This is a genomic window from Pseudomonas sp. FDAARGOS_380 (assembly GCF_002591235.1).
Classification (GTDB): Bacteria; Pseudomonadota; Gammaproteobacteria; order Pseudomonadales; family Pseudomonadaceae; genus Aquipseudomonas; species Aquipseudomonas salmasensis.
Genome location: NZ_CP023969.1, coordinates 6,308,600 through 6,333,569, shown reverse-complemented (window position 1 = coordinate 6,333,569; position 24,970 = coordinate 6,308,600). Strand labels below are relative to the sequence as shown.

Genomic DNA, 24,970 nt, shown 5'->3' with positions numbered 1-24,970 from the left:
GTCAGTCGTAAGCGCTTGGCCCCAACGGGCTTGGGCACTAGACTGGCGGCCTTTTCACCTTCCGATACTGATGCAGAGCCATGGCCGCCAAAGTCGAACCTTTCTGGATACGCAAAACCCTTGAGCACCTCGACCAAGAGGAGTGGGAGTCATTGTGCGACGGCTGTGGCCTGTGCTGCCTGCAAAAGCTTGAGGATGAAGACGACAACAGCGTCTATTACACGCGTATTGCCTGCAAACTGCTCGACCTGAAAACCTGCCAGTGCACCGATTACCCCAACCGCCGCGCCTCGGTACCCGACTGCATCCAGCTCACGCCGGGCCAGGCCGACCAATTCAAATGGTTGCCGCCGACCTGCGGTTACCGCCTGGTCAGCGAGCGCAAGGACTTGCCGCTGTGGCATCACCTGGTCTGCGGCGACCGTGACGCGGTGCACCACGAACGCATTTCCCAGTCCGGGCGCATGCTCAGCGAAGGCAGCGTGCCCGAGGACGACTGGGAGGATTACCTGATTTTTCGCGCAGGCTGAACGAGGAGTGTGTATGAAGGTGGCCGCCAAGTGGGCAGCGGGCCTGGTCGTGCTGGCGCTGAGCGGGCCGGGCTGGTGCGCGAAGAAAGTCGACCTGGATTACCACATCAAGCTGTTGCCCCAAAGCCAGCAGGCCGAGGTGCGCGTCAGCCTGTCCCAGGGCGCGGCGGTTCGCAGCCTGAACTTCGACCTGGGCCGTGACGGTGACTACAGCGACTTCAAGGCCGATGGCCAGTGGCAGATCACCGGCAACCGTGGCCTGTGGCAACCCAGCGCCGATAAGGCCAGCCTGACCTACCGGGTGCGCCTGGCCCATGCGCGCAAGCCTGGCGTCTATGACACGCGGATCACGCCCGCCTGGGCGTTACTGCGCGGCGAAGACCTGGTGCCGGCCGCACGTCTCGACCAGCAAGACGGCATCGAGTTGGTCTCACGCCTGCTGTTCGAACTGCCGACGGGGTGGAAAAGCGTCGAAACCGCCTGGCCGCGCATTGGCCAAAACAAATTTCGCATCGACAACGTCTCCCGCCTGTTCGACCGCCCCACCGGCTGGATGCTGGCGGGCAACCTCGGCAGCCGCCGCCTGCGCCTGGGTGAAACCGACGTCACCGTGGCCTCGCCCAAGGGTCAGGGCATGCGTCGCATGGACGTGCTGACGTTGCTGACGTTTGTCTGGCCCCAGGTGGAAGCCGCGTTCCCGCGCCATCCCGGCAAGCTGTTGATCGTCGGTGCCAGTGACCCGATGCGGCGGGGCGCTTATTCGTTACGCGATTCGATCTACCTCAACAGCCGCACGCCGCTGGTGGGCGAAAATGGCAGCAGCCCGTTGCTGCGCGAAGTGGTGCAGGCCATCGGACGCTTTAATGACCACGACAGCAGCGACTGGATCAGCGAGGGCTTGGGCGAGTACTACGCGATTGAACTGATGCGACGTGCCGGCGGCATCACCGATGAACGCTATGCGGCGATCCAGGCGCGGCTGACCAAGGAAGGCAAAGACGTCACCACGCTCAAAGGCGAGCACGTCAACGGCGCGACGCTGGCGCGTTCAGTGGTGGTGTTGCAGGAGCTGGACCGAGAGATCCGCGTGAAGACCCACAACAAACGCTCCCTGGACGATCTGGCGCAGGCGGTGATGCGGGTGAACAGCATCAACACCCAAGAGTTCGTGCAGTTGGCCGAGAGCGTGATCGGTGAGTCGTCGGTGGTGCTGGACAGCAAACTACTGCGCTGATCCCAACCCCTGTGCAATTCAAAATGTGGGAGGGGGCTTGCCCCCGATGGCGGTGGGTCAGCAAAAAGTAGGCTGCTGACACTCTGCTATCGGGGGTAAGCCCCCTCCCACATTTGAATCTCCAGCATGTCCAAGTCTTAGATCAGGCTTTAGGTTCCACCGCCTTTTCAGCCGCCACTTCGGCCTTGGTCTTCAGGTTCTTCAGCTCTTCCCCGGCGCGTTCGATTTTCGTGCGCACGCTGTTCATTTCCTGGCGGCCCTGCTCCAGTTTGTCCTTGAGCGAACTGTGCCCGGTAAAGCCACGGGCCAGTGCCACGCCACCAATCGCCACCTGGATCAAGCCGAAAATCCCGCCGCGGCGCAGGCCTTTACCCACCATCATCGCACCGCCGGCCACCGAGCCGATGCGCTCCCAGCCATGCACGTTCTGGGTGGGTTGAGGCTTCAACGGTGTGGCTTCGATGACAGGTCGCAAGGTTTTGCTGTCGCTCATGATCAGTCTCCAACAAGGGCAAGTGTTACTAGCTGACTGCGCGCACGTGCCGGATGTTCCCGCAATCTCAGTACTTGGGGCCCGAACGGGTGTTGTTGCCCTTGGCCAGGCGGTCATAGAGCACCACGTTGACCGTGGCCGCCAGGTTCATGCAGCCGGTGGTGGGGATGTACACCACGTCCTCGCACCAGTCGCGGATCTCTTTGTCCAGGGAGCCGTCTTCGGGGCCGAAGATATACAGCGCGCGGTCGGGGTGGGTGTATTCAGGCAACGGGCGGGCGCCTTCGACCAGTTCCACGGCCACCGGGATGCAGCCTAAGGGCAGGATCTTTTTCAGGTCGTCGATGCCGATCAGCGGGATGTCGTGGTGCACCTTCTTGGTGTCGGTAATGAAATCCCGGGCGCGCTCGTAACGCACGCCGGTGTAGAACACCGAGGCCACGCCGTAGCAGCCGGCGGCACGCATCACCGAACCGACGTTTTCGGGGGATTTGGGGTTATACAGACCGATGCAGCTGTAGCGTTTATTGCCCACGGGGAAGGGTGCCTTGAGAAAAACGGCGATTATACGGGGAATGTGGGACGGCGGTCGGGAACAAGTTATGTGTTGTTGCAGCCGCCGCCTTCGCGAGCAAGCCCGCTCCCACATTTGAATGTGTTCACACATCAAAATGTGGGAGCGGGCTTGCTCGCGAAAGGGCCGGGACAGTCAGCCAGGGCTTCAGTCGTCCTTCTTCATCAACCCCGCCAACGCCGCAAACGGGTTGTGCGTCGCCTTGGCAATGCTCGGGCTGCTGGTGGAGCCTTCGCCGAAGTATTGCTGGTCGGTGTAGCGCGAGTGTTCGTTGTCGTGGCAGTACAGGCACAGCAACTCCCAGTTGGAACCGTCCTGGGGGTTGTCATCATGGTTGTGGTTACGGTGGTGAACGGTCAGTTCACTCAGGCGCTTGCCGGAAAACTCACGGGCGCAGCGGCCACACACGTGGGGGTACATCTTCAAGGCTTTATCGCGGTAGCCCATTTCGCGGTCGCGCTGGGCATCGGCGAGGATGCGGTCCAGCTTGGCGGTGTGGGAGGGCGGGTTGTTCGAGCTCATCATGGCTCCTGGCTATTGTTGGGTGGTTCACGGACAAGGTTGATTCTAGCCGCTCCCACCGGGGATTGGCGCGATTGAATCAACCGTGATCAGCCCTTGAGCTTCTCTGCAATCCAGATGGTATGCCGCGTGCCCTTGTTGCCATGGGCAAATACTTGCACTTCCTCGGCCTTGAAACCGGCCTTGCGCAGTTTGTCGCTGAACAGCTTGTCGGCGCTGGCCGACCACACCGCCAGCACGCCTTTGGGCCGCAGAGCCTTGGCACAAGCGGCCAGGCCACTGGCCGAGTACAGCCAACTGTTGGCCTTTTGCGTGAGCCCCTCGGGGCCGTTGTCGACGTCGAGCATGATCGCGTCAAAGCCTTGGGGTTCGGCCTGCAGTACCTTGGCAACGTCTTCCTGGCGGACCACGGTGCGCGGGTCCAGCAGCGGGCGGCCGGACTTTTCCCCCAGCGGCCCACGGTTCCATTCCACGACGCCGGGCACCAGTTCGGCCACCACCACTTCGGCGCTCTTGCCCAAGTGCTTGAGCGCCGCGGCCAAGGTAAAGCCCATGCCCAGGCCGCCGATCAGCACCCGTGAACCCGGGCGCCCGGCCACTTTGCGGCAGGGAATCTCCGCCAGGGCATCTTCGGAGCCGTGCATGCGCGTGTTCATCAACTGGCCACCGTCACCGCCCTGGATCTTGATGACAAAGTCTTCGCCGTATTCGAACAGGCACAAGGCGCCGCCGTTGTCGGGGATTGGGGTGGTGTCCAGCAGAACGAAACGTTTCATGGAAATCTCATTGGGAAGGGCATTCTTGCGCGGTTGGGAGTAGCCTTAAGGCATTCCGGTCAGGCCATGGAGCCATCGATGAAGTGCAGCATTCTAACGGTCATTGTGTTGAGCGCGCTCGCATTGGGTAACGCGCAGGCTCAGGAGTTACAAACCGTACCGGTCGCGCCCACGCCAACCCCAGGCGCGCCGGGCACGCCAACGCCCACGTTGTACCCGCAAGTCACGCCGCCCGTAGCGCCCAAGACTCATAATGGCGCGCCACCGCTGGCGCCCATCGTGCTGCCGGCGCCGCCCAAGGACCAGACGGTCCCTGGCCTGCAGCAGAACGACAGCAAGCCAAAGACGCCAGGCGGTTAGACCAGGCCGAGGGCCTTGAACACAAAGGCATATTCGAGGGCGACGTCACGCAGGCCCTGATAGCGCCCGCTCATGCCGCCATGGCCGGCACCCAGCTCGGTCTTGAGCAGCAGCAGGTTGTCGTCCGTCTTGGTAGCCCGCAGCTTGGCCACCCACTTGGCGGCTTCCCAGTACTGCACGCGGCTGTCGTTATAACCGGCGATCACCAGCGTGGCCGGGTAAGCCTGGGCGCGGACGTTCTCGTAGGGCGCGTAGGCCTTGATGCGCGCGTACACCTCGGGGTCCTCGGGGTTGCCCCATTCGTCGTACTCGGTGATGGTCAGCGGCAGTTCCGGGTCGAGCATGGTATTGAGCACATCGACGAACGGCACTTCGGCAATCGCCGCCTGGAATAACTCCGGGCGCTGGTTGAGTACCGCGCCGATCAACAGGCCACCGGCACTGCCGCCGCTGATCGCCAGTTGCCGGGAGGTGGTCAGGCCCTCGGCGATCAAATGCTCGGCGCAGGCAACAAAGTCGCTGAAGGTGTTCTGCTTGTGTTCCTGCTTGCCGTTGCGATACCAGGCTTCCCCCAGCTCACCGCCGCCGCGCACATGAGCGATGGCAAACGCCACGCCACGGTCGAGCAGGCTCAGGCGCGCATGGGAGAACCACGGGTCCAGGCTTGAGCCGTAGGCGCCGTAGCCATACAGGTACAGCGGCGTCGGCTTGCCGAGCTGGTCACGCTTGACCACCAGGCTGATGGGCACCTGGGTGCCGTCGGCAGAAGTGGCCCACAGGCGTTGGCTAACGTAAACGTCGGCGTTGAAGACGCCCAGCACCGGGGTTTCCTTGAGCACGACCTGCGCGCCTGTCGCCAGGTCGAGTTGGCGCACTTGGGCCGGACGGTTCAAGGCCTCATAGCGCAGGCGGATCTTGTCGCTGGGAAACTCCAGGCTGTTCTGCACGTAAAGGCTGTAGGCGGCGTCAGGCAATTGCACCCGATAGGCCGGCACGTTCTCAGGGTGCACTTCGATGACTGGCAGGCCACCAATGCGCAGGCTCAAGGTCATGGCGTCGGCGTTCAGGCTCACGCCGTCGAGCATGACCTCATCACTGTGGGGGATCAGGTTGTGCCAGTCGGCTTCGGTGGGCGGCGTGCCGGTGTCGGCGGCCACGTACAGCGCATGGTTGATGCCGTCGCGGTTGCTGCGGATAAACCAGGTCCATTGGCCATTGCGCTTGCCGTGGTCGACGTCGTATTCGTGGTCTTCGACCCGTGGCGCCAGGCAGGTGAAGGCCAGGTGCGGTTGCTCGGCGTCCAGCGCCCAGACTTCGCTGGTGGTCTTGCTGCCCAGGGCCAGCAACAGTTGGCGCTCGGAGCTTGAGCGGTAGCAATGCAGGAAGAAACGGCCGTCGGGCTCGTGGAACACTTCCTGCGCGGCGGTGCCGTCCAGGCGATAGCGATACAGTTTGTGCGGGCGGTGGGTGTCGTCCAGTTCGCCGAAAAACAGGGTCAGGCTGTCATTGGCCCAGGTCATGCTGCCGTCGCAGTTGTCGAACGCCAGTTCGCTGACCTTGTCGGTCGCCAATTCCTTCACGAACAGGGTGTAAATCTCTTCGCCGCTGGTATCGAGGCTGTAGGCCAGGCGTTGGTGGTCGGGGCTGATGCTGAACGCGCCCAGGGAGAAAAAGCCGCCATTGGCCAGCACGTTCGGGTCCAGCAACAGTTCCTCGCTGCTGGCGTCCACCTGGTTGCTGTCATCGGCCGGGCGGCGGCAGCGGTAGTGGCGGGCGTACTCGTCGCCGGCGGTGGTGCGGGTGTAATACAAATACGGGCCCCAAGGGGAGGGCAGGGACAGGTCGGTTTCCAGAATGCGGCCCTTGATCTCGTCGAACAGGGTCTCGCGCAACGCCTGCTGATCGGCCAGTTGGGCTTCCTGCCAGGCGTTTTCGGCCTTGAGGTAGTCGAGCACCTCAGGGTTGTCGCGTTCTTGCAGCCAGGCGTACGGGTCTGGGCCTGGGGCCTTGCGGGCAATCGGTGCGGTGGAAATAGGCATGGATAATTCCCTATCTGGCAGACGGTGGCAGGCATTGCAGCCGCGACACGCAAAAGCCGTTATCATAGCCGCCTGTTTGCCAACCTTGCCATGGACACCATGACCGAGAACGACTATCTGACCGCTTGGGGCCTTTACGCCTTCGCCGCTTTGGGCTGCCTGTTGGTGTGGTGGCGCATGACCCGCTGGATCTGGCGCTGGCTGCGCGAGCCCCTGCAATTGCTGATGGCGGTGTTGCTGTTCAGCCCGACCATTGTCGACCCGGTCAAGACCCAGTTTGCGCCGGCCGTGGCCATTACCGCCCTGGACCTGGTGCTCAAGGTCGGCAACAACGCCTGGCGCGCCATTTCCGACCTGTTCATGTACACGATGATTGCGTTTGCCCTGTACATCGTGTTTGTGCTGATTCGCTGGCCCATCGAACGCGCCGCCAACGCTCGCCGTGAGCGCAAGGCGGCTGCGGATGCCGCCTTGGCCGCCGAGCCGGAAGACGACGAACCGTTCCGTCGCCCGGCGCCTGCCGGTGGTGTGCGGGTCGAACCGCGCCTTTAACGTTGTTTGCCCTGCAGCGAGAGCCCTGGCATGTGTGAATTATTGGGCATGAGTGCCAACGTCCCCACCGATATTGTGTTCAGCTTTACCGGGCTGATGCAGCGCGGTGGGCGCACTGGCCCGCACCGCGACGGTTGGGGCATTGCCTTCTATGAGGGCCGTGGCCTGCGCTTGTTCCAGGACCCGGCCGCCAGCAGCGAGTCAGAAGTCGCGTTGCTGGTGCAGCGTTACCCCATCAAGAGCGAAGTGGTGATTGGCCATATCCGCCAGGCCAATGTGGGCAAGGTCAGCCTGGCCAATACCCATCCGTTCGTGCGCGAGCTGTGGGGGCGTAACTGGTGTTTTGCCCACAACGGCCAACTGGCGGACTTTAACCCCCGCGCCACCTTCTACCGGCCGGTGGGTGATACCGACAGCGAAGCGGCGTTCTGCGACTTGCTCAACCGCGTGCGCGAGGCCTTCCCCGAGCCGGTGGACATCGAACAGGTGCTGCCCGACCTGATCGCCGCCTGCGCCGAGTACCGCAGCAAAGGCGTGTTCAACTGCCTGCTCAGCGACGGCGACTGGCTGTTCTGCTATTGCTCGACCAAGCTGGCGCAGATCACCCGGCGTGCGCCTTTTGGCCCGGCGCGCTTGAAAGATGTCGACGTGATCGTCGATTTTCAGGCCGAAACCACCCCCAATGATGTGGTAACGGTGATCGCCACCGAACCCTTGACCGACAACGAAAACTGGACCCGCTACGAACCGGGCCAATGGAGCCTGTGGCGACGCGGTGAATGTGTCAGCCAGGGCGTTACCGAGTAAGGAATCGAGCATGTTGCTGAGCTATCTGCGGTTGGTATTGTTTGCCGTTGGCTTGTTGGTCGGCGTGCAGGTGCCGGGGTTTATCAATGACTACGCCAAGCGCGTCGAGGCCCACCTGATCGAGGCTCAGACCGGCTTGCGCGGTTTCGAGTCCACGGCGCAGCAGTTCTTCAACGGTGATATGCAAGCCTTGGTGGCGCATTACCGCGCCAGCGATGACCCGGTATTCCAGAGCGACGCCAGCAGCCTGGGCGCCATGCTCGATCGCCAACTCGAGTTGGACAAGCAATACCAGGCCATGCAAGGCCCGTGGTACATCCGCGCCCTGCAGGTGGCGGTGGCCGCCGACCCGGATATCCGTCTGGAAACCTGGAATGGTTACAGCTACCAGATTCTGCTGACGCCTGAAGCCATGGGGTGGGGCCTGGGCGGGGCGATGTTGTTGTCATTCGGCATTGAATGCCTGTATCGCTTGATCGATTGGGTGGTGTTGGGCGGCCGGCGCCTGCGCCAGAGCCGGCCCATCGAAGAGCGGGACCTTAAGGGCCTGTAACGACCCACTGATCGTTCCCGCGCTCCGCGTGGGAATGCTTTTTCTGACGCTCCGCGTCGCGCGTGAGGGCGCAGAGCGCCCTGTGCTGCATTCCCACGCAGAGCGTGGGAACGATCAGTCGGGTTTATTCAGTTGCATGCGTTCTGTACCCACTTCCTCGGCATAGCGCGCCACGACCTTCTGGCACAACCCCACAATCTCCTCCACCAATTCCACCCCCACGCGCCACGACACTACCACCTGCAAGTTCGGCAGGCGCTGGGCCATGGGCAGCATCACCAATTCCCCTCGCTCCAGCTCTTCGCTGACCAGCACCGGCGGCAGCGCGCCAATGCCGAAGCCATCGCGCAGCAACCGGGTGATCGCCGACACCGAGTTCACACAGTTCATGCGCGGTGCGGCCACGCCATTGGCCTGCATCAAACTCAACACGTCCTGATGCGGGTGTGAGTTTTTCGAGTAGGTGATGATGCGTTCCTGGGCCAGTTCCGCGAGGGACGCGTAGTCGCGGTTGTAGATCGACTGGCTGGCCACGATCCAGGCCATGGGGTGGCTGGCCAGCTCCAGGCTGCGCACGGTTTCCAGGCGCAGCAGGTCGGTTTGCAGGATCAGGTCGAGGAAGCCTTTTTGCAGCTGATCGCTGAGGTTCAGCGCGGTATCGGCGATCAACTCGATCTCTACCAGCGGGTACAGCTTCATCAATTCAGCAACCAGCGGGCTCAGCCAGGTGTGGATCACCGTGTCCATCGCGCCGATCCGAATGCGCCCGACCTTGCTGCTGGTAGTCTCCAGGGACTGCTTCAAGCCCTGCATGGTCACCATCATCTGCTCGGCATAGTCGAGCACTTTCAAGCCTTCCGGCGTCAAGCTCACGCCACGCGAATCACGCAGGAACAGCTTCACCCCCAACTCGCTTTCCAGCACCGCGATGCGGCTGGAGATCGAGGCTTGGGTGGTGAACAGCTTCTCGGCCGTGAGCCGGAAGCTCTTGAGCTTGGCCACCCAGACGAAGGTTTCGAGGAACTTCAAATTCATGGGATCAACTTTTTCTTATGCATGGATCGGTTTTTATTAGTTGGACGTCGCACCGGGCAAGCGCCAAAAATCGAGCTATTCCACGATAAGCGTCGTTGGGGTGTCAGGACAAGTTGCGAGTTCTGCGTAAAAAATCCCACACTACAAGAAAACAAATCCTACAGGAGCGACCACCGTGAGCCGCCTGCTACTGAACTGCGACATCGGCGAAAGCTTTGGCAACTGGACCATGGGTCTGGACGCCGAGGTCATGCCGTTCATTGATTGCGCCAACGTGGCATGCGGTTTCCATGCGGGCGACCCGAGCATCATGCGCAAGACCGTCAGCCTGGCGTTCAAGCACGGTGTGCAAGTGGGCGCCCACCCGGCCTACCAGGACCTGCAAGGCTTCGGCCGGCGCTCCATGAACTACACGCCGCAGGAAATCCAGGACCTGTTGCACTACCAGATCGGCGCACTGGACGGCATCTGCCGGGCCCAGGGCGGGCGCGTCAGCTATGTGAAACCCCATGGCGCGATGTACAACGACATGATGGCCAACCCGGCGCAATTGCGTGCGGTGATCCAGGCCGTGGCGGCCTACGGCGACCTGCCGCTGATGCTGCTGGCCACCCGCGACAACCGCGCGGCCCAGGCCTTGGGCGACGAATACGGCGTGACCCTGTGGTTCGAAGCCTTTGCCGACCGTGCCTATGACAGCAAGGGCCATTTGGTGTCCCGGCAGTTGCCGGGCGCGGTGCATCACGATGCCGAGACCATCGTGCAGCAGGCCCTGACCCTTTCCCGTGGCGAAGCGCTGATTGCCAGCGACGGCAGCCCATTGGTACTCCAGGCCAATACCCTGTGTGTGCATGGCGACAACGCCAGTTCGGTCGCCGCCGTGCAGCGTATCCGCGAAGCGTTGAAAACAGCATGAACCCACGCATTGAAGTGGTGGCGATCGACTGCCTGATGGTGCGCCTGTTTGACGTGATCGCCGAAGCCAACATGCCGTGGATGCTCGCGGCTACCGAGCGCCTGCGCAACGGTTTTGGCCCGGCCTTGGTGGACTTGGTGCCGTCCTACACCACCTTGATGGTGCATTACGATCTCACGGTGCTCACCCCGGCCCAGGCCCGGGCGCTGATCGACCAGGCCCTCACCGATCTGCAACCCCAGGCTCAGGGCAGCGGCCAGTGCCATGTGCTGCCGGTGTGGTACGACCTGAGTGTCGGCCCGGAACTGGCCCTGTTGTCCCAGCGCAGCGGGCTGGCCGTGGAGGAGGTGATCCGCCGCCACAGCGTCCACGAGTACCAGGTGTTCGCCCTCGGTTTTGCTCCAGGGTTTGCCTTTATGGGGCTGGTGGACGAAGTGCTCGCCACGCCGCGCCTCAACACGCCGCGCAAACGCGTGGCCGCTGGCAGCGTCGGCATCGCCGAACGGCAAACCGCCGCGTACCCGGTGGTGTCCCCAGGCGGCTGGAACCTGATCGGCCGCACCCCGGCCAAACTGTTCGACCGTGAGCGCGACGGCTACAGCCTGATGCAGCCCGGCGACACGGTGCGCTTCGCCCCGGTCAGCCACGCCGAATTCGTCAACCTGGGTGGCGATGACACGCCGCTGGAGGCGCAGGCATGAGCCGCTTGATCATCGAGGCCAGCACACCGCTGTGCCTGTTGCAGGACGCCGGGCGGTTTGGCGTGCGTCATCTGGGCGTGACCCAGGGCGGCGCGCTGGATTGGGTGTCGATGTCCTGGGCTAACTGGCTGCTGGACAATGCCCTGGATGCGCCGGTGGTGGAAATCACCCTGGGCGGCTTTACCCTGCAGGCTGAGGACTATTGCCTGCTGGCCTTGGCCGGTGCGGATCTGGGTGCCTATGTCGATGAGCGCGCGATCAGCCCCGGTCGCAGTTTTATCCTGCAAAAGGGCCAGCGCCTGCGCTTCACCCAGCCGTTCAATGGCGCGCGCGCTTATCTTGCGGCACCTGGTGGCTTTGATGCGCAGGCTGTACTGGGCAGTTGTGCAACGGTGGTGCGCGAAGCGTTGGGCGGGGTGGACGGTTTCGGCAAGGCGTTGGCCGAAGGCGGGCGGTTGGCTTATTCCGGTACGGGCGGTGCGATGAAGGTGCTGGCCGAGCCGGATGTGCAGTCCGGTGCATCGCTGGACGTGATCATCGGCGCGCAGATAGGCCAGTTCAGCGGGCAGAGTCTGTTCGACGCCTTCAACAGCGAATGGGCCCTGGACAGCCGTGCCGACCGCATGGGTATGCGCTTGCTGGGCACGCCGTTGCAGTACCAGGGGCCGTCGTTGATTTCCGAAGGGATACCGTTGGGCGCGATCCAGGTGCCCCCGGATGGGCAGCCGATTGTGTTGCTCAATGACCGGCAGACGATCGGTGGTTATCCGCGCCTGGGAGCGCTGACGCCCTTGTCGCTGGCGCGGCTGGCGCAATGTCTGCCGGGGCAGAAGGTGCGGCTGGCCCCGGTGGTGCAGGAGGTGGCGCATCGGCAGCACATCAAGTTTTTGCAGCGGTTTAGCCAACCCTTGTAGGAGCGAGCTTGCTCGCGAAAAACGTCAACGATAACGCGGGCATCCAGATGTACGCGGCGGTCTCAGGTTTTTCGCGAGCAAGCTCGCTCCTACAGTAAGGCGGTGGTGTTATTTGGAGAGAAAGCGCATACCTTCTTCCAGCCCGCGTAGCGTCAGCGGATACATCTGATCCTCCACCAACTCCCGCACAATCCCCGTCGACGCCGTATAGCCCCAGGTATCTTTCGGGTAGGGGTTAATCCAGATCAGCTTCTTGTACTTGGCCATGAAGCGCTGCATCCACACATACCCCGGCTCCTCGTTCCAATGCTCGACGCTGCCACCTGCCTGGGTGATTTCATAAGGCGCCATGGCCGCATCGCCGATAAAGATCACTTTGTAATCGGCGCCGTATTTGTGCAGCAGGTCCTGGGTGGAGGTGCGTTCGGACGTGCGGCGCTGGTTGTTCTTCCACACCGATTCGTACACGAAGTTGTGGAAGTAGAAGTACTCCAGGTGCTTGAACTCGGTCTTGCACGCGGAGAACAGCTCTTCGCAGATCTTCACGTGGGCATCCATCGAGCCGCCGATGTCGAACAGCAGCAACAGCTTGATGGTGTTACGCCGCTCGGGGCGCATCTGGATGTTCAGCAAGCCGGCATCGCGGGCGGTGTGGTCGATGGTGCCGTCGATATCCAGCTCTTCGGCCGCGCCCTGGCGCGCAAATTTGCGCAGGCGGCGCAGGGCGATCTTGATGTTGCGCGTGCCCAGTTCCACCTGGTCGTCGAGGTTCTTGTACTCGCGCTGGTCCCAGACTTTTACGGCCTTGCCCTGGCGCTTGCCGGCGTCACCGACGCGAATGCCTTCGGGGTTGTAGCCGCCGGAACCAAAGGGGCTGGTGCCGCCGGTGCCGATCCACTTGTTGCCACCGGCATGGCGCTCTTTCTGTTCTTCCAGGCGTTTCTTGAATTCTTCGATGAGCTTGTCGAGGCCACCCAGGGACTGGATCTGCGCGCGTTCTTCATCGCTCAACGAGCGTTCGAACTCCTTGCGCAGCCACTCCTCGGGGATCAGCGCCTGCAGGTGGTCGTCGAGCTTTTCCAGGCCGTTGAAATAGGCACCGAAGGCCCGGTCGAACTTGTCGAAATGCCGCTCGTCCTTGACCAGGATCGCCCGGGCCAAGTAGTAGAACTCGTCCATGTCGGCGAAGGTCACGCGCTGTTTGAGCGCGTTGATCAGGTCGAGCAGCTCGCGCACCGATACCGGTACCTTGGCGGCACGCATTTCGTTGAACAGGTTGAGCAGCATCAGCGATTACCGCGACGGCTCATGAACGCCAGACGCTCCAGCAACTGCACGTCTTGCTCGTTCTTAACCAAAGCGCCAGCCAGGGGCGGGATGGCCTTGGTCGGGTCGCGCTCGCGCAGCACCGCTTCGCCAATATTGTCGGCCATCAGCAGCTTGAGCCAGTCGACCAGTTCGGAGGTGGAAGGTTTTTTCTTCAGGCCCGGCACCTTGCGCACATCGAAGAACACGTCCAGCGCTTCGCTGACCAGGTCTTTCTTGATGTCCGGGTAGTGCACATCCACGATCTTTTGCAGGGTGGTGCGGTCGGGGAAGGCGATGTAGTGGAAGAAACAGCGGCGCAGGAACGCGTCCGGCAGCTCTTTTTCGTTGTTGGAGGTAATGATGATGATCGGGCGTTTCTTGGCCTTGATGGTCTCGTCGATTTCGTAGACGTAGAACTCCATCTTGTCGAGCTCTTGCAGCAGGTCGTTGGGGAACTCGATGTCGGCTTTGTCGATTTCATCGATCAGCAGGATCACCCGCTCTTCGGACTCGAAAGCTTCCCAGAGCTTGCCCTTCTTCAGGTAATTGCGCACGTCGTGCACTTTGTCTACGCCCAGTTGCGAGTCACGCAGGCGGCTGACCGCGTCGTACTCGTACAGGCCTTGATGCGCCTTGGTGGTGGACTTGATGTGCCAGGTGATCAACTTGGCACCGAAGGATTCGGCCAGTTGCTCGGCAAGCATGGTCTTGCCGGTGCCCGGTTCGCCCTTGACCAGCAACGGCCGCTCCAGGGTGATGGCGGCGTTGACGGCCAGTTTCAGGTCATCGGTAGCCACATAGGCCTGGGTGCCTTCGAACTTCATCGGTCATTCCTCGAATTCATCAATGGCCTGACTATACCGCGCAGCCCCGGCGACTGTGAACGCAGACGGGGCATTCAGTCTCTGAATGGCGGGTCACATCGGCCTAGGCCCATACAGGACGTGTGGGAGCTGGCTTGCCTGCGATAGCGATGTATCAGCGAAAGATTAGTTGGCTGACCCACCGCCATCGCAGGCAAGCCCCACAGGGTTAATCAGCGCTGGGCTTGGGCTGTTCATACCGAGCATTGAACGCTTGGATAAACCCATTGCGCAGAATCGCGATCACCGCCGAAAACGCACTGACATTTTGCTGATGCACGCTACCGCTCAGCTCCACACGGGTGGCGAACTGGTTTTTGCGCTGGTTTTTCAGCACGGTTTCGCTGGCGCCCACCACGGCTTCCCAGATCGAGCGGAAGATATTCTTGTCCTGGTTTTCAACGTCTTGTTGCCAGTCAAACACCTCCACATCGCGCAGCAGCGGCTTGATATAGCCGGTGAGCCGGCCATTTTCAGCCTGGGCTTCGATCACCACGTCACCCGTGCCGGCCTTGAAGTCGAACTTGCCATAGGCTGAGGCGAAGTCATTCATGCGCTTGAGTTGCAGGTCGCGGGCGCGGAAGCGGAATTCGAACTCTTCAAAATCGCTCAGCGGGTCAAAGGTGGCGTTGGCCTCCAGAGGCGCCTGGCCTTGCAGCAGCGCCTTGCCTTCGAAGCGCGCGTCGCGCTTGCCTTTGACATCCACCACATTGGTCAGGTTATAGAAGCTGGCGTTGACCCCGGTGGCGTTGATATTCACCTGAGGCTTGGAGCTGAAGTTATGGAAGGCGATCTCGCCGTCTTCGATGCGCACTTCATTGAGGGTGATCGGCAACAGTTTGCGCAGTTGTTCCTGCCAGTCGGTACCTTTACCGGTCTGGGACGCCTGCTTGTTGGCACCGCCATCGACAAAGTTGATCTGCGGGCGCACAAAATGCCCCTCGGCCACAACGGCATGGTCGTACCACAGCGAATGCCAGCTCACCGCGAACTCGATCAGCGGCGCCTTGACGAACGGCACCGGGACCTTGCCGTCCACCTTGACGATTTGCAGGCCGTTGATCCGGTAGGCGCCGCGCCATAGCGCCAGGTCCACATCGGCAATCTCGCCACGGTAATCGCCCATGTTGGCGAGTTTGTCGTTCAGGTAGTTGCGCACCAGGTAGGGCAGCGCAAGGTGGATGGCAATCAAGACCAGCACCAGAGCGGCGATGGTCCCTAACGGCCAACTGTAGCGACGTTTCATAGGGCAGTTCTCCTTGCTTGTAGGAGATTGACTGTTCTGATTGGCGCAACGTTCCTCCGTCTGGACGCTTGGGAGCACGAGGCATACCCTTGGGGCCTTTCCCAACGCCTCGACAATAGGAACCGCCATGAGCCGCATCTTTGCAGACAACGCGCACTCCATCGGTAACACGCCCCTGATTCAGATCAACCGCATCGCACCGCGGGGCGTGACGATCCTGGCCAAGATCGAAGGGCGTAACCCCGGCTATTCGGTGAAGTGCCGCATTGGCGCCAGCATGGTCTGGGATGCGGAAAGCAGCGGCAAGCTCAAGCCGGGCATGACCATTGTCGAGCCGACTTCAGGTAATACCGGTATCGGCCTGGCCTTTGTCGCCGCCGCCCGTGGCTACAAACTGCTGCTGACCATGCCGTCGTCCATGAGCCTTGAGCGCCGTAAAGTGCTCAAGGCTCTCGGCGCCGAACTGGTGCTGACCGAGCCGGCCAAGGGCATGAAGGGTGCCATCGACAAGGCCGCCGAGATCGTCGCCAGCGACCCGGCCACCTACTTTATGCCGGCCCAGTTCGACAACCCGGCAAACCCTGCCATTCACGAGAAAACCACCGGCCCGGAAATCTGGAACGACACCGACGGCGCCGTGGATGTGCTGGTGGCGGGCGTAGGAACCGGCGGCACCATCACCGGGGTATCGCGCTATATCAAGAACACGGCGGGCAAGCCGATCCTGTCGGTGGCCGTGGAGCCCATGGTTTCCCCGGTGATCACCCAGGCATTGGCAGGTGAAGAGATCAAGCCCAGCCCGCACAAGATCCAGGGCATCGGTGCCGGTTTCGTGCCGAAAAACCTCGACCTGTCGATGGTCGACCGCGTGGAGCTGGCGACCGACGAGGAGTCCAAGGCCATGGCCCGGCGCTTGATGCTGGAAGAAGGCATTCTGTGCGGGATCTCCTGTGGTGCCGCCATGGCCGTGGCCGTGCGTCTGGCCGAGAAGCCGGAAATGCAGGGCAAGACTATCGTGGTGATCTTGCCGGACTCCGGTGAGCGCTACCTGTCGAGCATGTTGTTCAGCGATTTGTTTACCGAACAGGAAAACCAGGCCTGAAACGACTGTAGGAGCGAGCTTGCTCGCGAAAAACCTGAGAACGCCACGTTGTATCAGTAAACCCTCGTTATCGTTGACGTTCTTCGCGAGCAAGCTCGCTCCTACAAGGGTTGCGGGGGGTTGATACAGGTCAGTCCGTTTTCCTGGGCCTTCTGCATAATGGCTCAAGTGTTTATCATGGCCGGCTGTTACGTCTGGTTTCCCATTGACGGAAATTTGCTGGCCAGGCGCTTATTTCCAGGAGTTGCTGCATGACCTTTTCTTTGGCCGCCAAATTGTCGGTGTTGCTGCTGTTCATCGGCAGCACGCTGTATGTGCACCTGCGTGGCAAGGCCCGTTTGCCGATGTTGCGTCAGTTCGTCAACCATTCGGCGCTGTTCGCCCCCTATAACGCCCTGATGTACCTGTTTTCCGCGGTGCCGTCCAAGCCGTACCTGGACCGTAGCAAGTTCCCGGAACTGGATGTGCTCAAGGACAACTGGGAAGTGATCCGCGAAGAGGCCATGCACCTGTTCGACGAGGGCTACATCCGCGCCGCCGAAAAGAACAACGACGCCGGTTTCGGTTCGTTCTTCAAGAAGGGCTGGAAGCGTTTCTACCTCAAGTGGTACGACAAACCGCTGCCTTCGGCCGAGGCACTGTGCCCCAAGACTGTGGCGTTGGTGAGCAGCATCCCTAACGTCAAGGGCGCGATGTTCGCGCTGTTGCCGGGCGGCAGCCACCTCAACCCGCACCGCGACCCGTTCGCCGGTTCCCTGCGTTATCACCTGGGGCTTGCCACGCCGAACTCCGACGACTGCCGTATCTTCGTCGACGGCCAGGTCTACGCCTGGCGCGATGGTGAAGACGTGATGTTCGACGAAACCTACGTGCACTGGGTGAAAAACGAAACCGAACAGACCCGCGTGATCCTGTTCTGCGACATTGAGCGCCCCCTGAGCAACCGCGTGATGACCCGCATCAACCGCTGGGTCAGCAAGCAACTGGGCCGCGCGACCGCGCCGCAGAACCTCGATGACGAGCGCGTGGGCGGCATCAACCAGGCGTACGCCTGGAGCAAGACCTTCAGCGACAAGTTCAGCGGCCAGGTCAAGCAGTGGAAACGCAAGCATCCGAAGGCCTACCGTATTGCGCGGCCGGTGCTGGCGGTAGTCGTCTTGGTACTGCTGTGGAAGTGGCTGTTCGGCTGATCTGAAATACGGTCAAAACTGTGGGAGCGGGCTTGCTCGCGAATACTGAGTGTCAGTCGATACATTCTTGACTGACTCACCGCCTTCGCGAGCAAGCCCGCTCCCACATTAGTTTTGCGGCGTTGGTCAGGAGGCGATCAACTGGCGCAGCACGTAGTGCAGAATCCCACCGGCCTTGAAGTACTCCACCTCATTCAAGGTATCAATCCGGCACAGCACCTCAACTTTCTCGCTGCTGCCATCCTCCCGCGTGATCACCAACGTAAGGTTCATCCGCGGCTCGATCTCGGCATCGGTCAGCCCGAGGATATCGATCTTCTCCTTGCCGGTCAGCTTGAGTGTCTTGCGGTTCTGATCCAGCTTGAACTGCAACGGCAACACGCCCATGCCCACCAGGTTGGAGCGGTGGATACGCTCGAAACTCTCGGCGATCACTGCCTTGACGCCCAGCAGGTTAGTGCCCTTGGCCGCCCAGTCGCGGCTGGAGCCGGTGCCGTATTCCTGGCCGGCGATCACCACCAGCGGTGTGCCCGAGGCCTGGTACTGCATGGCGGCATCGTAGATCGCCATTTTCTCGCCAGTGGGGATATACAGCGTGTTACCGCCTTCTTCGCCGCCGAGCATTTCATTGCGGATACGGATATTGGCGAAGGTGCCGCGCATCATCACTTCATGGTTGCCCCGGCGTGAGCCGTAGGAGTTGAAGTCACGCGGCTCCACGCCCTGTTCGCGCAGGTAGCGACCGGCCGGGCTGTCGGCCTTGATGTTGCCGGCAGGCGAGATGTGGTCGGTGGTCACCGAGTCGCCCAGCAGGGCCAGCACGTTTGCGCCCTTGACGTCCTCGATCACCGGCAGCGGGCCAGCAATGTCGTCGAAGAACGGCGGGTGCTGGATGTAGGTGGAATCCGGCTGCCACACATAGGTGGCCGCCTGCGGCACCTCAATGGCTTGCCACTGCTCGTCGCCGGCAAACACTTCGGCATATTCCTTGTGGAACATGCTGGTGCTGACCTGGGCCACCGCCTCGGCGATTTCCTGGCTGCTGGGCCAGATGTCCTTCAGGTACACCGGGTTGCCCTGCTGGTCATTGCCCAGCGGCTCGCTGCTGATGTCGATGCGCACGGTGCCGGCCAACGCGTAGGCGACGACCAGGGGCGGTGAGGCCAGCCAGTTGGTTTTCACCAGCGGGTGCACGCGGCCTTCGAAGTTACGGTTACCGGACAGCACCGAGGCCACGGTGAGGTCGGCCTTCTGGATGGCTTTTTCGATCGGCTCGGGCAGGGGCCCGGAGTTGCCGATACAGGTGGTGCATCCGTAGCCCACCAGGTCGAAGCCAAGCTTGTCCAGGTATTGAGTGAGGCCCGCCGCCTTGTAGTAGTCGGTGACCACTTTGGAGCCCGGCGCCAGGGAGCTTTTCACCCAGGGCTTGCGGGTCAGGCCTTTTTCCACGGCTTTCTTTGCCACCAACCCGGCGGCCATCATCACGCTGGGGTTGGAGGTGTTGGTGCAGGAGGTAATGGCGGCAATCACCACCGCGCCGTTTTTCAGGCGATAGGTGTTGCCTTCATATTCATAATCGGCCTCGCCGACCAGGTCGGCATTGCCCACGGCAACGCCGCCACCGCCTTCGCTTTCCAGGCGGCCTTCTTCTTTGCTGGTGGGTTTGAATTGCAGGTCGAGAAAATCGCTGAACGCTTGGCCGACATTCGGCAGGGCAACCCGGTCCTGTGGGCGTTTGGGCCCGGCAAGGCTGGCCTCGACAGTGCCCATGTCCAGGGCCAGGGTGTCGGTGAAGATTGGCTCCTGGCCGGCGTTGCGCCACAGGCCCTGGGCCTTGGTATAGGCTTCCACCAGCTTGACCGTCTCAGCCGGGCGGCCGGACAGGCGCAGGTAGTCCAGGGTCACCTCATCCACCGGGAAAAAGCCACAGGTCGCGCCGTATTCCGGGGCCATGTTGGCGATTGTCGCGCGGTCGGCCAGGGGCAAGTCGGCCAGGCCGTCGCCGTAGAACTCGACGAACTTGCCCACCACGCCTTTTTTGCGCAGCATTTGCGTGACGGTCAGCACCAGATCGGTGGCGGTGATGCCTTCCTTGAGCTTGCCGGTGAGCTTGAAGCCGATCACTTCCGGGATCAGCATCGACACCGGCTGGCCGAGCATCGCCGCTTCGGCTTCGATGCCGCCCACGCCCCAGCCGAGTACGCCGAGGCCGTTGATCATGGTGGTGTGGGAGTCGGTGCCGACCAGGGTGTCGGGGAAGGCGTAGGTGCGGCCGTCTTCCTCTTTGGTCCACACGGTGCGGCCCAGGTATTCGAGGTTGACCTGGTGGCAGATGCCGGTGCCCGGCGGTACCACGCTGAAGTTGTCGAAGGCGCTCTGGCCCCAGCGCAGGAAGGCGTAGCGTTCGCCGTTGCGCTGCATTTCGATATCGACGTTCTGCTCGAAGGCGCTGGTGCTGCCGAACTTGTCTACCATCACCGAGTGGTCAATCACTAGGTCCACCGGGGACAGCGGGTTGATGCGCTGCGGGTCACCACCGGCCTTGGCCACGGCGGCGCGCATGGCGGCCAGGTCGACCACGGCGGGTACGCCGGTAAAGTCCTGCATCAGCACGCGAGCGGGGCGGTACTGGATCTCGCGGTGGGACTGGCGTTCTTTGAGCCAGGCGGCGATGGCCTTGAGGTCGGTGCCGGTGACGGTCTTGGCGTCTTCCCAGCGCAGCAGGTTTTCCAGCAGCACCTTGAGGGACATCGGCAGCTTGTCCAGGTCACCCAGGCTCTTGGCGGCTTCGGGCAGGCTGAAGTAGTGGTAAATTTTGCTGTCTATTTGCAGTGTCTTAAGGGTTCTCAGGCTATCAAGGGATGACATTACATGACTCCTTATGGTCCGCACGGCTACGGACCTGACGGGACGAACAGAGCTATCACGTTAGCGCTGTTTTCATTAGCAGGCTAATAACTGGACTCTATCGCTGAGTCCAAGGTTCCGAACTCGGCTATCATGCGCGCGTTTTCATGACAGGTATTGCGATAGCGCAAGGCCAGTTGATTCACCAGGAGATTCAATGAACACCCTTTTTATGCACTGCCGCCCGGGTTTTGAAGGCGAAGTCTGTTCCGAGATCGCGGAGCACGCCGCGCGCCTGAACGTTTCCGGCTACGCCAAGGCCAAGACCGGCAGCGCCTGCGCCGAATTTGTCTGCACCGAAGAAGATGGCGCCCAGCGCCTGATGCACGGCCAGCGCTTTGCCGAGCTGATCTTCCCGAGGCAGTGGGCGCGCGGGGTGTTTATCGACCTGCCGGAAACCGACCGCATCAGCGTGATCCTCGCCCACCTGCGCGAATTCCCCGTGTGCGGCAGCCTGTGGCTGGAGATGGTCGACACCAACGACGGCAAGGAACTGTCCAACTTCTGCAAGAAATTCGAAGTGCACCTGCGCAAAGCCCTGCTTAACGCCGGCAAGCTGGTGGACGACCCGAGCAAGCCGCGCCTGCTGTTGACCTTCAAGAGCGGCCGCGAAGTGTTCATGGGCCTGGCCGAGTCGAACAACTCGGCGATGTGGCCCATGGGCATTCCGCGCCTCAAGTTCCCGCGTGACGCGCCCAGCCGCTCGACCTTGAAGCTGGAAGAGGCCTGGCACCACTTTATCCCCCGTGACCAGTGGGACGAACGCCTGCACGGCGACATGACCGGCGTCGACCTTGGCGCAGCGCCAGGCGGCTGGACCTGGCAACTGGTCAACCGTGGCATGCTGGTGACCGCCATCGACAACGGCCCCATGGCCGAAAGCCTGATGGACACCGGCCTGGTGCAGCACTTGATGGCTGACGGCTTTACCTTCGTGCCCAAGCAGCCGGTGGACTGGATGGTCTGCGATATCGTCGAGAAACCTGCGCGCAACGCGGCACTGTTGGAAACCTGGATTGGCGAAGGGCATTGCCGCGAGGCGGTGGTAAACCTGAAGTTGCCGATGAAGCAGCGTTACGCCGAAGTGAAGCGTTTGCTGGAGCGCATCGAAGAGGGCTTCAAGGCGCGTGGCATTCGTGTGGAGATCGGCTGCAAGCAGCTCTACCACGACCGCGAAGAAGTGACATGTCACCTGCGCCGCCTGGTAGATGTAAAGAAATCCAAAAACCGCTGATATTAAATGTGGGAGCTGGCTTGCCTGCGAAAGCGGTATAACAGTAGAAATTTATGTTGAATGTGCCCCCGTCATCGCGGGCAAGCCCGCTCCCACAGTGTTGAGCGGTGCCAGTTTTAGGAGTGAAGTATGAGTCTTGAACAGCCTGTCGATGGCACCCTCGACGCCACCGGCCTCAATTGCCCAGAGCCGGTGATGATGTTGCACCAGCACATCCGCGACCTGCCGGCGGGCGGCCTGCTCAAGGTGATCGCGACCGACCCGTCGACCCGTCGCGATATCCCCAAGTTCTGCGTGTTTCTCGACCACGAACTGGTGGATCAACAGGAAGATGCTGGCACCTACTTGTACTGGATCCGCAAGAAAGCCGATTAAGCCTGCGCCTTTTCGGCCCGAATGCGTCGGCGTGCACTGCGCGCCAGGCGCACCACCAACATCCCCGCCGCACAGCTCAAGCCCACGATCAGCCCTTGCCATAAACCGCTCGGGCCGCTGGGCTCACCGAGCCAGTTGGTCAGGCCCAGGGCGTAACCCACCGGCAAGCCCACGCCCCAATAGGCGAACAGGGTCAGCACCATGGTCACCCGGGTGTCCTGGTAGCCGCGCAATGCGCCCGCGGCGGTGACCTGGATCGAGTCAGAGAACTGGAACAACGCCGAAAACACGATCAGCATCGACGCCAGATGGATCACCACCGGGTCGGGGGTGTAGATCGCTGCAATCTGCTCGCGAAACAGCAGCATCAAGCTGCAGGAAAAGCACGCGTACGCCAGGGCGGTGCCCATGCCGACGCCGGCGGCGAAGCGAGCTTCCCGGGGTTCGCCGCGCCCCAACGCCTGGCCGACCCGCACGGTGACGGCCATGCTCAGGGAATACGGGATCATGAACACCAGGGAGCTGACGTTCAGGGCGATCTGATGGCCGGACACCACGGTAGCGCCCAGGCTGCCAAGCAACAGGGCAATCACCGCGAAAATGCTCGACTCGGCGAAGATCGCCACACCAATCGGCAGGCCTATGCCCAATATGCGCTTGATCACCGTCCATTGCGGCCAGTCGAAGCGCTTGAACAATTCGCTGCTTTGATAGGCCGCGCCCCAGCGCGTCCAGATGGCCAGACCGATCATCATCACCCACATCGCAATGGCGGTAGCCCAGCCACAGCCCACGCCGCCCATGGCCGGTACGCCAAAGTGGCCGTAGATGAAGATGTAGTTCAGCGGAATATTCAGCGCCAACCCGCACAAGCCCATGACCATGCTCGGCCGTGTGCGGCCCAGGCCGTCACTGAAACAGCGAAACACGTAATACAACGCAACCGCCGGCATACCAGCGGCGATGCCGTGCAGGTAGCCCATGGACGGCTCGATCAGGTCGGGCTCAACCTTCATGGCATGCAGGATCGGCTCGGCGCACAGCAACAGCAGTGCGCCGCAGAGGCCGACCACCACGGCCAACCACAACGATTGGCGCACCAGAGGCCCGATCTCGGTGAGTTTGCCCGCGCCATAACGCTCGGCAACTTTCGGCGTGGTGGCCAGCAGAGTACCGGTCATCAACAGGTACACCGGGATCCAGATCGAATTACCCAGGCCCACCGCCGCCAAGTCCTGCGGGCTCACGCGCCCGGCCATTACCGCATCGACGAAGCTCATCGCGGTGGTTGCCAGTTGGCCAATCATGATCGGCAAGGCCAGCGTCAGCAGGCCGCGCACTTCCCGGCTGATGCGGGCGGGGCGGGAGAGGGTAGCGGTGGCAGTGTTCACGTACAGGTGTCCAATAAAAAGGCAGTCGCAAGGACGGCGGATTCTACGCGTTGACGCAGTGGTCAGGAAAAAACCTGTGTTAGGGATTTGTAAGCAATGCTCCCAGGCCTGCGCTGATCCCTGTGGGAGCTGGATCTTCTGTACACTGCCATTCCGCCAAAGGAGCCTGCCATGCTGATTGTTGCCGACGAAAATATCCCGCTGCTCGATGCATTCTTCGAAGGGTTTGGCGAGATTCGCCGTGTGCCCGGCCGTTCCATCGACCGCGCCACGGTCGAGCAGGCCGATGTACTGCTGGTGCGCTCGGTGACCAACGTCAACCGTGCCCTGCTCGAGGGCAGTAACGTGCGTTTTGTTGGCACTTGCACCATCGGCACCGACCACCTGGACCTCGACTACTTCAAGCAAGCGGGTATCCAGTGGTCCAGTGCGCCCGGCTGCAACGCGCGCGGGGTGGTGGACTACGTGCTTGGCAGCTTGCAGACCCTGGCTGAAATCGAAGGCGCCGACCTCAAGCAGCGTACCTACGGCATCGTTGGCGCCGGTGAAGTCGGCGGGCGCTTGGTCAAGGTGCTCAAGGGCCTGGGCTGGAATGTGTTGGTGTGCGACCCGCCGCGCCAGATTACCGAGGACGGTGACTACGTCAGCCTGCAGCAGATCATCGAGCAATGTGACGTGATCAGCTTGCATACGCCGCTGATCAAGTCTGGCAATGGTTCGACCTGGCACCTGTTTGATCGCCAACGCCTGGAACAGCTCAAGCCGGGCACCTGGCTGATCAACGCCAGCCGGGGCGCGGTGGTGGATAACGCCGCCCTGCGCGAGGTGTTGCTGGCGCGCGAAGACCTGCAAGCGGTGCTGGATGTGTGGGAAGGCGAGCCCGAAGTGGACGTCGACCTGGCTGACCTGTGCGTGCTGGCAACGCCCCATATCGCCGGCTACAGCCTCGATGGCAAACAGCGCGGCACCGCGCAGATTTACCAGGCGCTGTGCGCGCACCTGGGCCAGGAACCGAGTATTCAATTGAGTGATTTGCTACCGGCCCCCTGGCTGGCCGAGATGCACCTTAACGCTACGACTGACCCGGCCTGGGCGCTGGCGACCTTGTGCCGCAGTGTGTACGACCCACGCCGTGACGATGCGGATTTCCGTCGCAGTCTGGTAGGTACCGTGCAGGAACAGCGCCAGGCCTTTGACCTGCTGCGCAAGCATTACCCGGAGCGTCGCGAGATTGATGGCTTGAAGGTGCGCATCAAGGGGGAGTCGGCGGTGCTGTCGCAGATCGTGGCTGCTCTGGGTGCCGAAGACCTATAACCTATAACTGTAGGAGCGAGCTTGCTCGCGAAAA

At 61.8% G+C, this 24,970-nt stretch carries 25 protein-coding genes; 14 read left to right on the top strand and 11 right to left on the bottom strand.

Annotated features, from left to right (window positions below):
- The first annotated feature begins 80 nt into the window (after positions 1–80).
- Together CRN80_RS29455 and CRN80_RS29450 are read left to right on the top strand one after the other, a co-directional pair.
- Positions 81–530: a YcgN family cysteine cluster protein gene (locus tag CRN80_RS29455; RefSeq protein WP_003172524.1), complete on the top strand. Its 450-nt coding sequence runs from the start codon at positions 81–83 to the stop codon at positions 528–530.
- Positions 531–543: 13 nt separating this feature from the next.
- On the top strand, positions 544–1,764 hold the full coding sequence (locus tag CRN80_RS29450) for a hypothetical protein (protein WP_098952429.1): 1,221 nt from the start codon (positions 544–546) through the stop codon (positions 1,762–1,764).
- A gap of 142 nt (positions 1,765–1,906) precedes the next feature.
- Here the strand turns inward: CRN80_RS29450 and CRN80_RS29445 are convergent, their stop codons facing one another.
- The 4 genes from CRN80_RS29445 to CRN80_RS29430 all read right to left on the bottom strand — a co-directional run bounded on the left by CRN80_RS29445 (position 1,907) and on the right by CRN80_RS29430 (position 4,129).
- Complete coding sequence (locus CRN80_RS29445; protein ID WP_098952428.1) at positions 1,907–2,257, bottom strand: DUF2892 domain-containing protein; 351 nt, start codon at positions 2,255–2,257, stop codon at positions 1,907–1,909.
- A gap of 67 nt (positions 2,258–2,324) precedes the next feature.
- Positions 2,325–2,792 (bottom strand): RNA methyltransferase, encoded by a 468-nt coding sequence (locus CRN80_RS29440; protein ID WP_003189607.1) that lies wholly within the window; start codon positions 2,790–2,792, stop codon positions 2,325–2,327.
- Between the two features lie 186 nt (positions 2,793–2,978).
- Entirely contained in the window at positions 2,979–3,353 is a 375-nt protein-coding gene (locus CRN80_RS29435; RefSeq protein WP_003189609.1) for a YajD family HNH nuclease, read from the bottom strand.
- 89 nt (positions 3,354–3,442) lie between these two features.
- The gene (locus tag CRN80_RS29430; protein WP_003189610.1) at positions 3,443–4,129 is read right to left on the bottom strand and encodes a spermidine synthase; all 687 of its coding nucleotides are present in this window, start codon (positions 4,127–4,129) and stop codon (positions 3,443–3,445) included.
- A 78-nt stretch (positions 4,130–4,207) separates the two neighbouring features.
- On the opposite strand from CRN80_RS29430, the gene CRN80_RS29425 reads away from it, so the two are divergent.
- Entirely contained in the window at positions 4,208–4,489 is a 282-nt protein-coding gene (locus tag CRN80_RS29425) for a hypothetical protein (RefSeq protein WP_032892870.1), read from the top strand.
- Here CRN80_RS29425 and CRN80_RS29420 read toward each other — a convergent pair.
- Complete coding sequence (locus tag CRN80_RS29420) at positions 4,486–6,528, bottom strand: S9 family peptidase (RefSeq protein WP_098952426.1); 2,043 nt, start codon at positions 6,526–6,528, stop codon at positions 4,486–4,488. The two genes, CRN80_RS29425 and CRN80_RS29420, sit on opposite strands and share 4 nt — an antisense overlap.
- Before the next feature lie 24 nt (positions 6,529–6,552).
- Between CRN80_RS29420 and CRN80_RS29415 the strand changes: the two genes are divergently transcribed.
- The 3 genes from CRN80_RS29415 to CRN80_RS29405 are packed head-to-tail and all read left to right on the top strand — an operon-like array spanning position 6,553 to position 8,440.
- Positions 6,553–7,080 carry an MFS transporter gene (locus tag CRN80_RS29415; RefSeq protein WP_098952425.1) on the top strand — a complete coding sequence of 176 codons (528 nt, stop codon included), beginning with the start codon at positions 6,553–6,555 and terminating at the stop codon, positions 7,078–7,080.
- A gap of 30 nt (positions 7,081–7,110) precedes the next feature.
- On the top strand, positions 7,111–7,887 hold the full coding sequence (locus CRN80_RS29410) for a class II glutamine amidotransferase (RefSeq protein WP_003189615.1): 777 nt from the start codon (positions 7,111–7,113) through the stop codon (positions 7,885–7,887).
- Between the two features lie 10 nt (positions 7,888–7,897).
- Positions 7,898–8,440, top strand: coding sequence for a DUF2937 family protein (locus tag CRN80_RS29405; RefSeq protein ID WP_034134972.1), 543 nt, complete (start codon positions 7,898–7,900; stop codon positions 8,438–8,440).
- Between the two features lie 114 nt (positions 8,441–8,554).
- Here CRN80_RS29405 and CRN80_RS29400 read toward each other — a convergent pair whose 3' ends face one another.
- On the bottom strand, positions 8,555–9,475 hold the full coding sequence (locus CRN80_RS29400; protein ID WP_032892868.1) for a LysR family transcriptional regulator: 921 nt from the start codon (positions 9,473–9,475) through the stop codon (positions 8,555–8,557).
- A 175-nt stretch (positions 9,476–9,650) separates the two neighbouring features.
- On the opposite strand from CRN80_RS29400, the gene CRN80_RS29395 reads away from it, so the two are divergent.
- The 3 genes from CRN80_RS29395 to CRN80_RS29385 are packed head-to-tail and all read left to right on the top strand — an operon-like array spanning position 9,651 to position 12,006.
- Positions 9,651–10,391, top strand: a complete 741-nt coding sequence (locus CRN80_RS29395) for a 5-oxoprolinase subunit PxpA (RefSeq protein ID WP_098952423.1) — start codon at positions 9,651–9,653, stop codon at positions 10,389–10,391.
- Positions 10,388–11,092 (top strand): 5-oxoprolinase subunit PxpB, encoded by a 705-nt coding sequence (pxpB, locus tag CRN80_RS29390; protein ID WP_098952422.1) that lies wholly within the window; start codon positions 10,388–10,390, stop codon positions 11,090–11,092. The genes CRN80_RS29395 and pxpB overlap by 4 nt, the downstream gene beginning before the upstream one ends.
- Positions 11,089–12,006 (top strand): biotin-dependent carboxyltransferase family protein, encoded by a 918-nt coding sequence (locus CRN80_RS29385; protein ID WP_098952421.1) that lies wholly within the window; start codon positions 11,089–11,091, stop codon positions 12,004–12,006. Before pxpB ends, CRN80_RS29385 begins: the two co-directional genes overlap by 4 nt.
- Positions 12,007–12,114: 108 nt before the next feature.
- Here the strand turns inward: CRN80_RS29385 and CRN80_RS29380 are convergent, their stop codons facing one another.
- The 3 genes from CRN80_RS29380 to CRN80_RS29370 form a co-directional block, all read right to left on the bottom strand.
- Positions 12,115–13,293, bottom strand: a complete 1,179-nt coding sequence (locus CRN80_RS29380) for a VWA domain-containing protein (RefSeq protein WP_003189625.1) — start codon at positions 13,291–13,293, stop codon at positions 12,115–12,117.
- Positions 13,293–14,138: a MoxR family ATPase gene (locus tag CRN80_RS29375; RefSeq protein WP_003210690.1), complete on the bottom strand. Its 846-nt coding sequence runs from the start codon at positions 14,136–14,138 to the stop codon at positions 13,293–13,295. The genes CRN80_RS29380 and CRN80_RS29375 overlap by 1 nt, the downstream gene beginning before the upstream one ends.
- Before the next feature lie 208 nt (positions 14,139–14,346).
- The gene (locus tag CRN80_RS29370) at positions 14,347–15,423 is read right to left on the bottom strand and encodes a DUF748 domain-containing protein (protein ID WP_003189629.1); all 1,077 of its coding nucleotides are present in this window, start codon (positions 15,421–15,423) and stop codon (positions 14,347–14,349) included.
- 127 nt (positions 15,424–15,550) lie between these two features.
- Between CRN80_RS29370 and cysK the strand changes: the two genes are divergently transcribed.
- Positions 15,551–16,525, top strand: coding sequence for a cysteine synthase A (gene cysK, locus CRN80_RS29365; protein WP_032892862.1), 975 nt, complete (start codon positions 15,551–15,553; stop codon positions 16,523–16,525).
- 251 nt (positions 16,526–16,776) lie between these two features.
- The gene (locus tag CRN80_RS29360; protein WP_003189633.1) at positions 16,777–17,715 is read left to right on the top strand and encodes an aspartyl/asparaginyl beta-hydroxylase domain-containing protein; all 939 of its coding nucleotides are present in this window, start codon (positions 16,777–16,779) and stop codon (positions 17,713–17,715) included.
- Positions 17,716–17,841: 126 nt separating this feature from the next.
- Here CRN80_RS29360 and acnA read toward each other — a convergent pair whose 3' ends face one another.
- Positions 17,842–20,583 (bottom strand): aconitate hydratase AcnA, encoded by a 2,742-nt coding sequence (acnA, locus tag CRN80_RS29355; RefSeq protein WP_098952419.1) that lies wholly within the window; start codon positions 20,581–20,583, stop codon positions 17,842–17,844.
- Between the two features lie 196 nt (positions 20,584–20,779).
- Between acnA and rlmM the strand changes: the two genes are divergently transcribed.
- Together rlmM and tusA are read left to right on the top strand one after the other, a co-directional pair.
- Positions 20,780–21,856 carry a 23S rRNA (cytidine(2498)-2'-O)-methyltransferase RlmM gene (rlmM, locus tag CRN80_RS29350; protein WP_098952417.1) on the top strand — a complete coding sequence of 359 codons (1,077 nt, stop codon included), beginning with the start codon at positions 20,780–20,782 and terminating at the stop codon, positions 21,854–21,856.
- Between the two features lie 129 nt (positions 21,857–21,985).
- The gene (gene tusA / locus CRN80_RS29345; RefSeq protein WP_020302891.1) at positions 21,986–22,231 is read left to right on the top strand and encodes a sulfurtransferase TusA; all 246 of its coding nucleotides are present in this window, start codon (positions 21,986–21,988) and stop codon (positions 22,229–22,231) included.
- Here the strand turns inward: tusA and CRN80_RS29340 are convergent.
- A complete protein-coding gene (locus tag CRN80_RS29340) occupies positions 22,228–23,622 on the bottom strand; it encodes an MATE family efflux transporter (protein ID WP_003189639.1) in 1,395 nt (464 codons plus the stop codon). The genes tusA and CRN80_RS29340 overlap by 4 nt on opposite strands.
- Before the next feature lie 171 nt (positions 23,623–23,793).
- Here CRN80_RS29340 and pdxB point away from each other — a divergent pair, with 171 nt between their 5' ends.
- On the top strand, positions 23,794–24,936 hold the full coding sequence (gene pdxB, locus CRN80_RS29335) for a 4-phosphoerythronate dehydrogenase PdxB (protein ID WP_098952415.1): 1,143 nt from the start codon (positions 23,794–23,796) through the stop codon (positions 24,934–24,936).
- The last annotated feature ends 34 nt before the right edge of the window (positions 24,937–24,970 follow it).